Origin of the sequence: Mycobacterium sp., assembly GCF_004298145.1 — a bacterium.
GTDB lineage: Bacteria > Actinomycetota > Actinomycetes > Mycobacteriales > Mycobacteriaceae > Mycobacterium.
On sequence record NZ_SCRH01000038.1, the window covers coordinates 163,841 to 179,178 of the forward strand.

14 protein-coding genes are annotated in these 15,338 nt (G+C 64.7%); 4 read left to right on the top strand and 10 right to left on the bottom strand.

Going from position 1 to position 15,338, the window contains the following annotated elements; genetic code table 11:
• Positions 1-3 precede the first annotated feature (3 nt).
• The 10 genes from EPN51_RS14455 to EPN51_RS14500 form a co-directional block, all read right to left on the bottom strand.
• Entirely contained in the window at positions 4-885 is an 882-nt protein-coding gene (locus tag EPN51_RS14455) for a universal stress protein (RefSeq protein ID WP_293043699.1), read from the bottom strand.
• A 13-nt stretch (positions 886-898) separates the two neighbouring features.
• Positions 899-1,453, bottom strand: coding sequence for a GNAT family N-acetyltransferase (locus tag EPN51_RS14460; protein WP_293043701.1), 555 nt, complete (start codon positions 1,451-1,453; stop codon positions 899-901).
• A gap of 150 nt (positions 1,454-1,603) precedes the next feature.
• On the bottom strand, positions 1,604-3,253 hold the full coding sequence (locus EPN51_RS14465) for a GAF domain-containing sensor histidine kinase (protein WP_293044065.1): 1,650 nt from the start codon (positions 3,251-3,253) through the stop codon (positions 1,604-1,606).
• A 215-nt stretch (positions 3,254-3,468) separates the two neighbouring features.
• Positions 3,469-4,125 (bottom strand): response regulator transcription factor, encoded by a 657-nt coding sequence (locus tag EPN51_RS14470; protein ID WP_293043703.1) that lies wholly within the window; start codon positions 4,123-4,125, stop codon positions 3,469-3,471.
• 95 nt (positions 4,126-4,220) lie between these two features.
• The gene (locus EPN51_RS14475; RefSeq protein WP_293043705.1) at positions 4,221-4,991 is read right to left on the bottom strand and encodes a universal stress protein; all 771 of its coding nucleotides are present in this window, start codon (positions 4,989-4,991) and stop codon (positions 4,221-4,223) included.
• Between the two features lie 153 nt (positions 4,992-5,144).
• Complete coding sequence (locus tag EPN51_RS14480) at positions 5,145-6,128, bottom strand: 1-phosphofructokinase family hexose kinase (RefSeq protein ID WP_293043707.1); 984 nt, start codon at positions 6,126-6,128, stop codon at positions 5,145-5,147.
• A 24-nt stretch (positions 6,129-6,152) separates the two neighbouring features.
• On the bottom strand, positions 6,153-8,195 hold the full coding sequence (locus EPN51_RS14485) for an erythromycin esterase family protein (protein ID WP_293043709.1): 2,043 nt from the start codon (positions 8,193-8,195) through the stop codon (positions 6,153-6,155).
• 10 nt (positions 8,196-8,205) lie between these two features.
• Positions 8,206-8,643, bottom strand: a complete 438-nt coding sequence (locus EPN51_RS14490; protein WP_293043711.1) for an HSP20 family small heat-shock protein — start codon at positions 8,641-8,643, stop codon at positions 8,206-8,208.
• A 143-nt stretch (positions 8,644-8,786) separates the two neighbouring features.
• Entirely contained in the window at positions 8,787-9,038 is a 252-nt protein-coding gene (locus tag EPN51_RS14495) for a hypothetical protein (RefSeq protein ID WP_293043713.1), read from the bottom strand.
• 12 nt (positions 9,039-9,050) lie between these two features.
• A complete protein-coding gene (locus tag EPN51_RS14500; protein ID WP_293043715.1) occupies positions 9,051-10,037 on the bottom strand; it encodes an NAD(P)H nitroreductase in 987 nt (328 codons plus the stop codon).
• A 356-nt stretch (positions 10,038-10,393) separates the two neighbouring features.
• Here EPN51_RS14500 and acsA point away from each other — a divergent pair, with 356 nt between their 5' ends.
• Genes acsA through EPN51_RS14520 form a run of 4 tightly spaced genes read left to right on the top strand, consistent with a single transcriptional unit; the run spans position 10,394 to position 15,334 of the window.
• Positions 10,394-12,193, top strand: a complete 1,800-nt coding sequence (acsA, locus tag EPN51_RS14505) for an acetate--CoA ligase (RefSeq protein ID WP_293043717.1) — start codon at positions 10,394-10,396, stop codon at positions 12,191-12,193.
• Positions 12,190-13,161 carry a pyruvate dehydrogenase (acetyl-transferring) E1 component subunit alpha gene (pdhA, locus tag EPN51_RS14510; RefSeq protein ID WP_293043718.1) on the top strand — a complete coding sequence of 324 codons (972 nt, stop codon included), beginning with the start codon at positions 12,190-12,192 and terminating at the stop codon, positions 13,159-13,161. The genes acsA and pdhA overlap by 4 nt, the downstream gene beginning before the upstream one ends.
• Positions 13,158-14,135, top strand: a complete 978-nt coding sequence (locus tag EPN51_RS14515) for an alpha-ketoacid dehydrogenase subunit beta (RefSeq protein ID WP_293043720.1) — start codon at positions 13,158-13,160, stop codon at positions 14,133-14,135. Before pdhA ends, EPN51_RS14515 begins: the two co-directional genes overlap by 4 nt.
• Entirely contained in the window at positions 14,132-15,334 is a 1,203-nt protein-coding gene (locus EPN51_RS14520; RefSeq protein WP_293043722.1) for a dihydrolipoamide acetyltransferase family protein, read from the top strand. Before EPN51_RS14515 ends, EPN51_RS14520 begins: the two co-directional genes overlap by 4 nt.
• Positions 15,335-15,338 lie beyond the last annotated feature (4 nt).

Consider the following 15,338-nt stretch of genomic DNA (forward strand, 5'->3'; position numbering starts at 1 on the left):
ACGTCACCCACCGCGGGCCACAATCACCGGAACCGTAGCCGATTGCGCAACGTGTGAGCCGACCGAACCCAGCAGCATACCGGGAAACCCGCCGCGCCCGCGGCTACCGACAACGACCAGCTGAGCATGTTCGGCTTCCTCGAGCAGCCACCGAGAAGGCTTGTCGCAGACGATCACTCGCTTGACACACACATCCGGATACTGTTCGTGCCACCCGGCGAGGCGCTCGGCGAGAATCTCCTTCCCCTCGGCCTCGCAGTCGCGCCAGTCCATCCCCAAAATGGGAAAAACGCCCACGTCACTCCAGGCGTGGAGCGCAACCAAATCGACGCCCCGGCGATCCGCCTCGTCAAATGCCAAAGCGAGTGCGGCCTCAGATGCGGGCGATCCGTCGGTACCCACGAGCACCGGCGCATCGGCGGCCGGAGTCGCGTCTTCGTCGGCGTGGATGACCGCCACCGGGCAGTGCGCATGATGAAGCAGCCCGGCAGTCACCGAGCCCAGCAGCAGACGGCCCAACGCCCCGAGTCCCTGGCTACCGGCAACGATCATCCATGCGTCCCTGGATGCATCGATCAGCGCCGGCACCGTGCTGGAATAGGCTATCTCGGTGTGTATTTCGGGTGGCGGCGCACCACCCAGATTGGCATTGAGCGTCTTTCGGGCCTGCTCGATGACGTGTTCCGCACTTTCGTGCTGCCAATCGGGCATGTCCGTGTACAACTGGCCCACCGGCCAACCCACGACCACCGGAGAGACGGCGTGCATCAGCGTGATCGGCAAACCACGCATGGTGGCCTCGCCGGCAGCCCACGCCACCGCGGCGTCAGATGCCGTCGATCCGTCGACACAGAACAGTATTCCGCGACTCTTCGTCTCCGGCATTTCCACACTCCTTTTACGAAATCTGTTGACCGGCCGGTGATGACACGTCGCTGCGATCGGGCAGTGCGATGTCCAGATGAAGGACCGATCCGCACTTCGTTCGCTCGCGGGGCCACCCGAAATCAGCCAGGACAGCGAGCATCAGGTAATTCTGCGCCAAGACATCGGCGACGAACCGCCGAATCCCGTGCGCTCTGGCGATCTGGGCCAGACGTCTGAGCAAGGCGGTTCCCACGCCAAGCGAGTGGTCCTCGTGAGCGACCACGATGGCGATGTCGGCGACTGTCGGGTCGGCGCAGACCGTATAGTCCGCTACGCCGATGAGCCGGTCGCCGTCGAATGCGCCCAACGCGTACCGCCCTTCTCCGGGCGCGATGAGCTTGTTCACGAGCTCGTCAAGATGGGCCGGACGCAGTGTGAAGAAACGGAAGTACCGATCGTGATCGCTGAGCTGTTGATGAAGAGCGACAACGGATTCGGCATCAGCGCTAACGACACGGCGCAACGAGATCAGCCGCCCGTCCGGCAATTGGCACGTCGCTGTGTCTCCCACCGCTTGACTGCCCATCGCCACTCCTTGAACGCCGGCAGGCCCAGCTATATGGTCATCCTCGCCAGCCTGGACATGACGCTATGGGAACGGCGGAAATCGGGGCAGGGCCGTTGGACCTCGCGTCTGTGCCATTGGTCCCGACGGGTGTCGGACGGGTGCGACCGATCAGTGATCGGTGAGCGGGGCGGCCCAGTGAACGCGGGTGCCGCCCACGGCCTGGTTGGAGATTTCACAGCGGCCACCGACCTGTTGGGCGCGGTACTGCATATTCGTCAGGCCGCTGCGGCGATGGTTGTCCGCCGGGATGCCGTTTCCGTTGTCGGTGATGTCGAGGGTCAGCATGTCGGCAACGTCGACTTCGACCGTCAGCCGCGAGGCGCCGGAATGGCGGACGGCGTTGCTCACCGCTTCCGCGGTGACCGCTTCGGCGTGCTCGGCGAGCTCGCCGCCCACGGTGGTCGTCGGTCCGTGCATCCGCACGGTGGTGACGATGTCACGATTTTCGGTGAGATCGGCGACCACTCGCTGAATGCGATTCCGGAAGCCACTATCGTGCTCCGCCGGCGACTTCAGCTGGAAGATGGTGGTGCGGATCTCCTCGATAATGGTTTGCAGATCGTCCAGCGTGCGGTTGAGTCGCTCCACGATCTCCGGTGAACGCGCCCGGACGACGGTGCCTTGCAGGTCCATGCCTGCGGCGAACAACCTCTGGATGACGTGATCGTGCAAGTCGTGGGCGATGCGCTCACGCTCGCCCACCAGGGTCAGCTGGCGGGCGTGCTCGCGGCCCGAGGCGACCATCAGGGCCAGGGCCGCGTGGGTGGCGAAATCGCGTACCAGTTCCAGGTAACTGTCGTCGAAGGGCGCCCGGTCCGCGCTGCGTGCTATCGCGATCACTCCCGCGACTTCGTCGTCGGTCCCCAATGGCATCAAGATCGCGCTGCGTTGCCCGACGTCGGTGAAAGCGTGGATGGGGTAGCTCAACGACTCGGTGATCAGCGGGTCACCGGAGCGGAACACGGCGCCGGTGGTGGAGGCGTCCACCGGAATCCGTTGACCGATAACCTCGGCGGCGTTGAGGCCCACCGCCGCCGAGATCACCAGCGTGTCGATCTCGTCGAAGGGGAGATCGTCGTCGACCGGGACCAGCACGATCGCCTGCTCGGCCTCGGTGAGAGCGCACGCGCGGTCGGCGATCAACTGCAACGGAGTCAACCCCGATTTGGCATTGGACAGCAGGGCGGTCATGATCTCCCGGCTCGCTTCCATCCATTTCACCGACATGCGTTCGCGTTCGAAAAGTTGCGCATTGTCGATGGCGACGGCCGCCGCCATCGCCAGCGCCCGAGCGGCGACCTCATCGGATTCCGAGAAGACCCGACCCGGCTCGTCGTGGGTGAGATAAAGATTGCCGAAAACCGTCCCGTGGATGGTGATGGGCACCCCGATAAAGCCCCGCATCGGCGGATGATGCTCGGGGAACCCGACCGAAGCCGGATGTCTGGTGAGGTCGTCCAGGCGCAAAGCAGGCGTGTCGAGAAGCGAGAGGGAGAGAACTCCCTTGCCCACCGGCAGATGTCCGATCAGGCGCGTCGCATCGGAGTCGATCCCGTCATGGATGAACGAGATCAACCCACCGTCGGAGTCACGCACCGCGAGCGCGCCGTAGGGAGCGCGGGTCAGGTCTTTGGCCGCGCGAACGATCCGGCGCAGCATCGCGTCGAGATCGAGATCCGAGCCGATCTCGACGATCACATGCAGCAATCGCTCCATCTGATCACGCGCCGCCAACAACTCATCGAGTTGCTGGTGCATCCGGCTGACCAACCCACGCTGGCCTAGTCCGGCGAAAGCCGATCCGCTGTCATCTTTGGCCACTCCGAGTTGCTACCTCCGACCCTTCAGCCCCCCGTAACAACTGCGCGTCGCACGAAGGTGAATATTCGAAGGCGTCAACGCGAAGGTGCTCACGCCAGCTTAGTCCCATTCCAGCTCGAGTCCAATGCTGGCGATACGGCCGTCTTCGCAGGTCAGCGGCCTGTGATCGGCGGGGCAGGGTGCTGGTCCAACCTCGAGGCGAACACCGCGGCCTGGGTGCGCCGTTCCATGCCGAGTTTGGCCAGCAGCCGCGATACATAGTTCTTCACCGTCTTTTCGGCCAGAAACATCCGCGTGGCGATCTGTCGGTTGGTCAAGCCCTCGCCCAGGAGCCCGAGCAATGTTCGCTCGCGCTCGGTCAATCCGGACAGTGGATCTTTGCGCCCGGTGGCACCGCGGAGTTTGGCCATCAGCGCGGAAGCCGCGCGGTTATCCAGCAGCGATTTGCCGGCACCGACGTCCTTGATCGCCTGCGCGAGTTCCATCCCCCTGATGTCCTTGACGACATAGCCACTGGCCCCCGCCAGGATCGCCTCGAGCATTGCCTCGTCGGACGTGAATGACGTCAGCATCAGACACCGCAACTCCGGGAGCTCCGACAGCAGGTCGCGGCACAGTTCGATCCCGTTACCGTCCGGAAGTCGCACATCGAGCACGGCGACGTCGGGCTTCGTTACGGGTATTCGCACCATCGCTTCGGAGACCGAGCCCGCGTCACCGACGACATCCAGCTCGGGGTCCGATGCGAGCAGATCGGTGAGACCGCGACGGACGACTTCATGATCATCGACCAAGAAGACTTTAACCATTGCGAGTCCTTCCGTGTGGCCGTGCGAAGCTCCGCCTCCCACCGAGGATCATCGGGGGCAGCATACGTAAATCGTTGACGGCGAGGGTTTCGGATCTAGTCACGGACAATCAGCACCGAGCAGCTCGGATAGCCCAGTATCGGGTGAGAATTGGGTGTGGCGAGCTCTGCGATCTGATCGGCATCGGCGCCACCCACGACGGCGAGTTCAATTGCGCTACTGCGGCTCTCAGAGTTCCTCAGGCCCGTGCCGGCGGCGACGACCTGAACGGGAACGTCCGGATAGCGCCGCACCCAACTGTTCAGGCGCCGGTCGATCTGCCGCACAGTGGCGTGCCGTCGCCGTCCTTCCTCCATGGCCTGGTGGACAACTTCGTCGTTGTCGGGCTCGTCGTTGAGTACGACAGCGATCACGCCCGGATGCGCCGCCGTTCCGTCCGGATTGGTTCGGATGATCGCCACCGGGCAGTGCGCGTGCGTCGCCAAGGCGGCCTCGGTTGCGCCCAGCACCTTGTCGGCCGCCCATCGGCGCTGGTCGGTACCGACACACACCAGCGCCGCATCCGCCGACTCGTTGATCAGTACCTGTGCCGGGTCGCCCGAGAGCAGGACCGCTTCCACCTCGACGGGTATGCCTGCGCCTTGCACGGCGACCTCAGCCTGGTACAGGGCCGTTTCGCCGGCTTCAAGCTCCCAGTCGGAAGGCTGCGCCGACGGGGATTGTGATCGGTTGCCCCCGGCGACGTGGACGAGCCGCAGGGGTAGCTGTCGGCTGATCGCCTCGTCCACTGCCCATTTGGCGGCATTCACCGCAGCTTGCGACCCGTCGATTCCCACCACCACCGACTTCGAGTGCAGCTGATTCATCAGAGCTCCTGGCTAGCTGTCGAGCAGATCAGCGATCGGCTCAATGCCAGGCTATGGAACTTCCGGCCGCTACGCAGGAGTCCTTTGGCCTCACATCATCGGCCGTTCGTCCCGAATGCGCGACGCCGGCCACAATCGATCCGAAAACGCCGCTCAGCAGCAGCCCGTGAGGTCGTAGGGCTCGGCGGCCAGTGCGAATAACGTTTCCACCGCCGTTCGGGTACAGACCTCTGTACCGGGCGTCATGGACATCGCCGCGCCCGCCGCTATCCCCAGGCGAACGGATTTGACGAGTGGCCACCCCCGGCTGAGCCCTGTCGTGATTGCGGCCACCATCGCGTCGCCCGCCCCGACGCCGCTCCCACCGCCCCGCAGCGGGACCGCCGAGAACCGCTGGCTCGCCCGCTGTGTCGCAAGAAGTGCGCCCCGGGAACCCAACGACACCAAGACGATTTGCGCGCAGCCGTTTTCGACGAGAGCCTGTGCGGCGGCCAATTGTTCCGTCTCGGTGACAAGCGGGCGTCCGACACGCTCGCCCAGTTCCCGCACGCTGGCCTTGAGCAGAAAAACGCCGGACGAGATGTGCCGCAATCCCCCTCCCGACGTGTCCAGAACCAGACGGGAGTCCACGTCACGGCAGAGGTCGGCGACACGCTGATAGTAGTCAGGAGGTACGCCCGGCGGCAGGCTACCGCTCGCGACGACGAAATCGGCGGACTCCGCCTCCGCCCGTAACCGGTCAAGGCACCGCGACTGTTCGGGGAACGACAGTAGCGGTCCGGGAAGAACGAACCGGTATTGCTGGCCGGAACTGTTCTCGTTGACCGTGAAGCTCTCCCGGGTCGGTGCCGCGATCTCGATCTGCCGGCAGGGCACACCTTCCTCCCTGACGAGGGACGCGACAAGAGCACCGGTTGGCCCACCGACGGTGAAAACGGCTGCCACCGACGCGCCCAGCACGTGCGCGACGCGAGCGACGTTGATACCGCCGCCGCCCGGGTCGTAACGGGTTGTCTCGCAGCGCATCTTGTCAGTTGGCCGCACCACGTCGATGCTTGTCGTGATGTCCAGGGCCGGGTTCATGGTCAACGTGGCAAGCTGCACCCGGCGGGGCGCCGATTCGGCGGGCATATCCATGTCCGTTTGACTCCGCTTCACTGATTACAGTCCGGTGGGATACGTTTCCGGGGTTTCGCCGGCAATCCAGAGGCTGGTGAGCTCCAGGGGTTCGAGTGCCCGGGTCCTGTCGATATGGATCATCGCGTCGAATTGATCGGCGGGCCGGACGTGGAAGTAGTGGCTTTGCCGTTCCGTTTCGGGCCGGTAGATCACGCCGATGGCGCGGCCCAACCGAACGACACCGAGCGGGTCGGCGGCTTCCGGGCTGATCAGCGCGGAGACCAGGAAGGAAGTTTGCCCCGTCTCGTGCAGGAGTTCCTCGATGCTTCCGTTGAGCGCCGGCCGGACGGCCTTTCGTTCCGCCAGGCCGCCCCACTCGCTGGCCGCGGTGACCGTGCCGGCGTACGTACTGAACCCGATCAGGCGCGAATCCTCGCCGTATCGCTCACGCACGAGTTGCCCAAGCGTGAGCTGCCCCTCCGCCCAGACCTCGGTCGCGCGTGCGTCTCCGACATGAGAGTTGTGGGCCCACACCACGATTCGCGCTGCCGGAACATCCGAATGACGATCCAGATGTTTCACCAGCGCTTCGAGCGTCTGGGCCATGTGCGTGTCGCGCAGATTCCACGAGTTGACCCGCCCGCTGAACATCGCTCGGTAGTAAACCTCGGCGTTACGAACCGTCTTCGCATTCTGCTCGGCGTAAAACAGTTCGTCTTCGGCGAGCAGGCCATCCAGGCGCGCGTAGGCCAACGCGTTGCGCTGGATGTCGATCAGCTGCTCGACCGCCTGCGTCTCGCACGACGGGCCGGCGCCGAACGCCGCCGAAAAGCCGTACGCCTGGCCATCATCGGCCGAGGCGTGGTCGAAGCACGCGTAACGCTCCCGCGCCCGCGCGGCCGCTTTCGAATCGACCCTGTCGAGGTAACCGATGACTTCGTGCATCGATCGGTGCAGGCTGTACAGGTCGAGTCCGTAGAATCCGGCCTGCCGTTGTCCGTCCGACCTCTGCCGTTGGTTGCGCAGACGTAGCCAATCGATGAAGTCCCGAACGACCGTGTTGCGCCACATCCAGGCCGGAAAGCGCTCAAACCCACTCAATGCCGCATCGGCGCTATCGTCATCACCGCGACCGTGAACATACCGATTCACTCGATAGGCGTCGGGCCAGTCGGCCTCCGCGGCGACCGCGCAGAACCCCTTCTCGTCGATCAGCCATTTCGTGATTGCGGCCCGCGCCTCGTAAAACTCATGCGTGCCGTGCGAGCTCTCGCCGATCAGCACGATCCGCGCGTCACCTATCAACTTCTCCAACGTCTCACGCGAAGGGACACCCGCCGGCGCTTCGATGGCCACACCGGCGATCACCTGTCCCGGTGTCCGTTCCTGGGCTATTTTCGGCGAGGCGACCGTCGTGGGCATGGCGAGCAGCTGACGAACCTCCTCGTCGGTGACCTGGCGGAAATCCCAGAACGACTCCCCCACGGCGAGGAACGGGGTCGGCATGCTCGCACATACGACGTCGTCCACCAGGCCGGCGAACTCGCGGCACGTGGATTCCGGGGCCGCGGGCACGGCGATCACCATGTGGGCCGGCTCGGCCTCGCGCAGGGCCTGCACCGCGGCCAACATGCTTGCGCCGGTGGCCAGGCCGTCATCGACGAGGATGACCGTCTTGCCGGTCACGTCGACCGGCGGACGTCCGTCACGGTAAACGGCCTCTCGCCGGACCAGTTCCCTGCCTTCACGTTCGGCGACGGCGCGCAATTGCTGCGGCGTGATCCGCAGGCCCCGCACGACGTCATCGTTGACGACGACCCGGCCCCCGCTCGCCAGCGCCCCGACCGCGAACTCCTCGTGTCCGGGTGCGCCGAGCTTGCGCACGATGAAGGCATCCAAGGGAGCGTGCAGTGCAGCTGCGACCTCCCATGCCACGGGTAGCCCTCCCCTGGCCAAACCCAGGACGATCACGTCGGGTTGATCGCGGTAGGCGCCGAGGAGCTTCGCCAGCACCTGCCCGGCCTCGCTGCGGTCGCGGAACACACGCCGCGGCGAGCGCCGGGAGACATCAGCCGCTCTGGTCATCTCGCACCGATCACTGTCCGTTGGCGGATTGCACTTCGATGTGGCGCTCGGCCGGCTTCGATTCCGAGACCGTCACCGAAACGGTGAGGATCCCCTTGTCGTAAGTGGCGTCGATACTTTGTTCGTCAGCGCCGGCCGGCAGCGACACAGTCCGAACGAATGAGCCGTACGAGAACTCGGATCGTCCATCGAAGTCCTTCTTCTCGCTACGCTCCGCCTTGATCGTCAGTTGCCCGTCACGCACGGTGATGTCGATATCCTTCGCCGGGTCGACACCCGGCATCTCCGCGCGCACTACATAGCGGCCGTCTTTGATCTCGTCCTCGAGCCGCATCACGCGGGCGTCGAAGGCAGGACGCAGCCCCGCGAATGATGGGAAGCCGGCGAACAGCTCCGAGAAGTCCGGAAATAGCGATATCGGCTGACGCCGAACGGAAATGGTACTCATGGGTATCTCCAGGTGTAGCGAATTGCGTTGCTTGCATCTTCTATCGCACCAATCGGCCGGCAATGTCGAAAGGGACCGAAGTCCCCGGGTTGTAGGTCGTTCGTCAGCTCCCCAACCGGCGGGGTGGCAACGACTCGAGCCGGCTATCGGATCCGCGGAACGGAGCGGGACAGCGCGCCGATGCAAGCCATGACGCGCTCGAGCACGAGGCCGAATGCATCGCCGTCTTCGGCGATGCCCAACAGCCCCCGCTGACGAAGGAACCCCTCGAGCCGCCGATCCAGCGACCAATCCGCGTAGGTGTCGTCCGCATAGGCCGAGTCCGTGAATTGCCACGCGAGCCCATCGATGTCGGAGTCGGTCAGCGGCAACCAATCAGCGGGGTAAGAGGCCATCTCACTTCTGCCTTAGCGTCGGATCTGCAAGACGTCGCTCAGGGGTCGCCGTGGCGTCGGGTGGGCAGGTAACTCACCCTCGGGCGCGATGCCCACCCTGACCAAGACCTGGGGTATCGCAGTGTGATCGGCTATCAGATCCCGAATCATCTCCCGGCTGGCTGCAAGCTCCGTGATGTGCGTTACCGGGCAGGTGGACAAGCTTGCCATGGTGCACTCCAGCAGGATCGTTGACAGCGCCTCACCGCATCGGAGGGCATCGACCCGTGTGTCGTTGGGTGTTGACAGCAGGACGATTTTCGCTTCGTCGTAGGTGCCGGCGGAGCTCCGCTCGTCAAGCGGGTCGATGGGAAACCGCCGGTTCACGTCGACCCTGCGGTCGTCCGACTCCGAAACCAGCGCACTCTCGGGAATGCCCTCGTACTTTCTCAACGGCGATGTCCACCACTCCAATTCATGGTGATAGCTGTCGTCGTAGCGGCGCAGGGCTTCGGTGAGGAGTGCCGCTTCCGCCAACCGCGGTCGAGCGTCTGCGCCCAGCACGTTGAGGGTGACGACATCGTTTTCGAGTGCGTTACGAAGCACTGGTTCCAGCGACGCCCAGTGCTTGGGCGCCCGGAACGGTAGTCGATTTGTTCGGCGGCGCAGTATCGCGTCAGCAAGATCGCGACGGGCCTGCGCGACGTAATCGGTCGGCGTGGAGTCAATCGAAGCCAGGTGGTCAAGATTGTTCGGGTTGGGGAACCGCTCGACGTTCGTGCTCCAGCCAACCGCGGCCATCGCGATCCGGAAGTGATCGAGCGCCGCGCCACAGCTGATGATCGCTTCGCGACCCGATGTGTCGGTCGATGTCACCGTTCGGCGCGGATCGACGAACAGATCGACACTCGTGTCGCCGGCAACCCAACGCCAGGGCTGACTGTTGTGCAGCGATGGAGCACGACACGCCAGTTCCACCGCCGCAGTGATCACGTCGGTATCCGCGGTCATTTGGGCCATGCCTTTCACCTGCCTGTCTATGGATACGACCTTCCGGTATACGAGGGGCCCGCGCCAGGGCCGTTGGTCCCCACCGTGAAGTCCTTGGACTCCGCCGACCGCAGCGCTGTAGGAGTCGCTCCCGCGTCACGGCCGGCGTTCGGCCATGGACGACAAAACGCCTCGTGGCTGATGACTTTCGTCTCTATTGCGGCATGGAGCCCGAGGAAACGATGGAGACGCCCAAAGCGAAGAAGAGGGGCAGTCATGGTAGCGATCCGCCGCGTCGAGCACCCCACGGAAAGACTGGTAAGACTTCCCGCGACGGTGAGCCACATCGTGCGGGTCAACACTCGGCCGAATCACTAGGTTCTCAAATGGATATCATCCGTAAGATGCCGCACGACTATCGAGTCCAGCCCAATCTCATGGACTACGAGAAGGCGCGGGCACAGTTCGAATGGTCCGACGTTCCGGACTTGTGTGAAGGCATGGGTCCGGGCGGGTGCAACATCGCCTACGCGGCCGTCGACCGGCACGCCGCCGGCGTGAGGGCCAGTCGCACGGCGTTGCGCTTCATCACCGACCGGGGCCGGGACGGTGCGGTCTCGACCCGAGACCTCAGCTACGCCGAGTTCGGCCGGTTCTCCCGGCAGTTCTGCGGTCTGCTTCGATCGCTGGGCATCGGCAAGGGCGATCGCGTGTTCACGCTCATGGACCGTTGCCCCGAGCTCTACATCACGGTCATGGGTGCGCTGCGCAACGGCAGCGTCGTTTCGCCCTTGTTCTCTGCCTTCGGCCCCGAGCCGATCGTGACAAGGATAGGTATCGGCCGACCCGATGTTCTGGTCACCACCAGGACGATCTACCAGCGCAAGATCGCCAAGATCCGTCATCGAATTCCCTCCGTCCGGCACATCTTGGTGGTCGACGAGGACCGGGCCGCCATCCAACTTCCCGAAACGCTCGACTTCTGGGACCGGATGGACGGCGCCGACGAGAACACGCCCATCGAACCCACCACCGCCGATGACCCGGCACTGCTGCACTTCACCAGCGGCACGACCGGAACGCCGAAAGGCGCCATCCACGTCCACGGTGCCGTGGCGATGCACTACCTCACCGGCCTTTACGCCCTTGATCTGCATCCCGACGACATCTTCTGGTGCACAGCGGATCCCGGGTGGGTCACGGGAACGTCCTACGGGATCATCAGCCCGCTGCTACACGGAGTCACCTCGGTCGTCGACGAGGCGGACTTCGATGCCGAACGGTGGTACGGGATCCTGCAGGATCAGGCCGTCTCTGTTTGGTACACGGCCCCGACCGCGATCCGAATGCTGATCAAGGCGGGCCCCGACCTGCCCGCTCGATACCATTTCCCACGACTTCGATTCGTCGCGAGCGTGGGCGAACCGCTCAACCCCGAAGCGGTGTGGTGGGGAACCCGCGTACTGGGCTTACCCATCCACGACAACTGGTGGCAGACGGAAACGGGCGGCATCATGATCGCGAACACCCCCGCGTTCGATATCAAGCCAGGCTCCATGGGCCGGCCGCTTCCCGGTGTGGACGCATATATTGTTCGCCGCACGGACGACGGGACGACCACGATCATCGACCAACCCGGGATCGAAGGTGAGCTTGCACTGAAGCCGAACTGGCCATCGATGTTTCGCGGCTACCTGGACGCCGAAAGCCGCTATCGAGCGTGCTTCGCCGACGGGCTCTACCTGACCGGAGACCTCGCCAAGAAAGACACCGACGGGTACTTCTGGTTTGTCGGACGCAAGGACGACGTGATCAAATCCGCCGGACATCTGATCGGCCCGTTCGAGGTGGAAAGCGCGCTGACCGATCATCCGGCGGTGGCCGAAGCGGCGGTCATCGGCAAGCCCGACCAGACGCTCGGCGAAATGGTCAAAGCCTTTGTCACCCTGAAGAATGGCGTGGTCGGTGACGAGGACCTGCGCCTGGAACTGATCGGCCACGCGCGTAAGCGGCTCGGGGCCACCGTAGCGCCCAAAGAAATCGAATTCGTCGACTCGTTGCCGCACACGAGCAGCGGCAAGATCATGCGACGCCTGTTGAGGGCCCGCGAACTCGGGCTGCCCGAAGGTGACACCTCCACCATCGAGCGACAGCCCGATCAGCGCACCGAAGAGGTGTCGCTATGAGCGATGCGAAGTTCGCCCGCGAACTCTTGTCGGATATGGTCCGCGTGCGTCGTATGGAGGAGAAATGCGCGGAACTCTACAGCGCAGCCAAGATTCGCGGATTCTTGCATCTCTATGTCGGGGAAGAGGCCGTCGCCGCGGGATCACTGCGCGCTCTGGCCGACGATGACGCGGTAGTCGCGACCTATCGCGAGCATGCGCACGCACTGCTGCGCGGCATCCCGATGACCTCGATCATGGCCGAGATGTTCGGCAAGCAGCAGGGCTGCTCGCGCGGGCGCGGCGGGTCGATGCACTTATTCGACGCGTCCAGACGCTTTTACGGGGGTAACGCGATCGTCGCGGGTGGCCTGCCGCTCGCGGTGGGCATAGCGCTCGCAGACTCGATGCTCAAGCGGAACCGGGTGACCGCGTGCTACTTCGGTGACGGCGCGGTGGCCGAGGGCGCGTTTCACGAATCGCTGAACATGGCCGCCCTGTGGAAACTGCCGGTGCTGTTCTGTTGTGAGAACAACCTTTACGCGATGGGCACCGTATTGGATCGCGCGCAGTCGCAGACCGATCTCACCGCCAAGGCGGCCGCATACCGCGTTCCCACGCTGGCTGTCGACGGGATGGATGTCGAGGCATGCTACGCGGCCGCGCAACGGGGCGTCGATGACGTTCGCAGCACAGGTGGTCCGTTCTTCATCGAGTTCCGTACCTACCGGTTCCGGGCGCATTCGATGTTCGACCCGGAACTGTATCGGGACAAGACCGAAGTCGAGCAATGGCGCAAGCGCGACCCGCTCCGGGCGTTCACCGAACGGTGCCTGGGTGACGGGCGGCTCTGCGACTCGGACGTCCATCAGATCGAGGATTCGGCGGCAGCCGAGATCGAGGCCGCTGTGGCCTTCGCCGAGGCGGGAACGTGGGAGGACGCAGCGGATCTCGAGCGTGATGTGTTGACCCCGGAGCCGGCGCGATGAAAACCACCTACCGAACCGCGGTTCACGATGCGATTCGCGACGCCTTGCGCGACGACCCGCGCGTCGTGCTGATGGGTGAAGACGTCGGCCGGTACGGGGGAACGTACGCGGCGTCCAAAGGCCTGCTGGCGGAGTTCGGCGCCGAGCGGGTGCGGGACACCCCGCTGTCGGAACTGGGCTTCGTCGGAATTGGAATAGGCGCCGCGCTCAACGGGCTCCGCCCGATCGTCGAAGTCATGACGGTGAACTTCAGCCTGTTGGCACTCGATCAAATCGTCAATACCGCGGCCGCGCTTCGTCATATGTCGGGCGGCCAGTTCTCGGTCCCGCTCGTGGTCCGGATGGCGACCGGGGCCGGGCGCCAGCTCGCCGCCCAGCATTCACACAGCCTCGAGCCCTGGTACGCGCACATTCCCGGCATCAAGGTGGTGGCGCCGGCCACGGTCGAAGACGCCTACGGCATGCTCGGGCCGGCGCTGGCCGATCCCGATCCGGTGGTGATCTTCGAGCACGTTCAGCTTTACAACACCTCGTCGGATATCGACGCGCTCGCTCCCACCGACATCTCCCGTGCGGCGATCCGTCGTAGCGGCACCGACGTCACCGTCGTGGCCTACGGCGGCTCGCTCGGAAAGGCCCTCGATGCCGCCAACGAGTTGTCACTGTCCGGGATCGACTGCGAGGTAATCGATTTGCGAGTGCTTCGACCGCTCGACGACGAGTGCATCCTTGACTCGGTCCGCAAGACGCATCGTGCTGTGGTGGTTGACGAGGCGTGGCGCACCGGCAGTTTGGCGGCTGAAGTGATGGCACGCGTGATGGAGGGAGCTTTCTACGACCTCGATGCCCCCGTCGCCCGGGTGTGTAGCGCGGAAGTCCCCATGCCCTATGCGAAGCACCTGGAAGAAGCGGCTCTACCGCAAACCGCCGACGTCGTCGCCGCCGTCCGAAACCTCTTCGGTGACCCGCGATGATCGAGTTCACCATGCCCGCCCTGGGCTCCGACATGGACGAGGGCACCCTGGATCAATGGCTGATCAAGCCCGGTGACAAGGTGACTCGCGGCCAGATCGTGGCGGTCGTCGAAACCACCAAGGCCGCGGTCGAAGTCGAGTGCTGGCAGGAAGGGACGGTCAACGAGCTGATCGTCCCGGTCGGTGAAACCGTGCAAGTGGGAACGGTATTGGCCACCTTGCTGGCCCCCGATGAGCAGGCAGGGGCGCGGCCCCGCCGGCGGCCGCGTCCGTCCGCGAAGGCCGCCGAAAAGCGGGCGGCCCCACCGTCACGGCCGCGAGCAACCGCCGCCACGCCCCCGGAGGCACCACAGCACCGCCGCTGGGTATCGCCCGCCGCGCGCCGCCTCGCCCAGAATCTCAAAGTCGATATCGACGCGGTCACCGGGACCGGCCCGCAGGGGGCGGTCATCATCAGCGACGTCGAGCACGCCGCAGCACGGAATGTCCCTGCCGGCAAGCCGCTGAGCAAACCAACCTCGGCCGAGCGTGCGGCCCAGATGCGGAAGTCGATCGCCGCCGCGATGAGCCGCAGTAAGCGGGAGATTCCGCACTACTATCTTGCCGACGAGATCATCTTGGAGAACTCGTCGAACTGGCTGACCACACGAAACGCGCATCGGAGTATCGACGAACGGGTCCTGCCCGCCGCCTTGGCGCTGAAAGCCGTCGGCATCGCCGCACGGCGTTTCGGCGAGTTCAACGGCTTCTGGCGAGGCGACCGATTCCAGCCCGCGACGGGGGTGCACGTCGGTGTCGGGATTTCGCTTCGTGGCGGTGGCCTCGTTGCACCCGCCATACATGACGTTCCGGACAAGAAGCTGGACGAATTGATGCAGGAGCTGACCGATCTTGTGGCACGCGCACGCTCGTTCTCGCTGCGGAGCTCGGAGATGTCCGATCCGACGATTACGGTGACCAACCTGGGCGATCAGGGCGTCGACAGCGTGTTCGGCGTGATCTACCCGCCGCAGGTAGCTCTGGTCGGCTTCGGCAGGCCCGCCGAGCGGGTCTGCGTCATCGACGGGGGGATTCGGGTGGTCACCACCGTCCACGCGACCCTTGCCGCCGACCATCGAGCCAGCGACGGTCACCGGGGAGCGCTGTTTCTGGGCGCAATCAACGAGCTGCTGCAGCAGCCCGACCTGCTAGAGAAGTGATCTG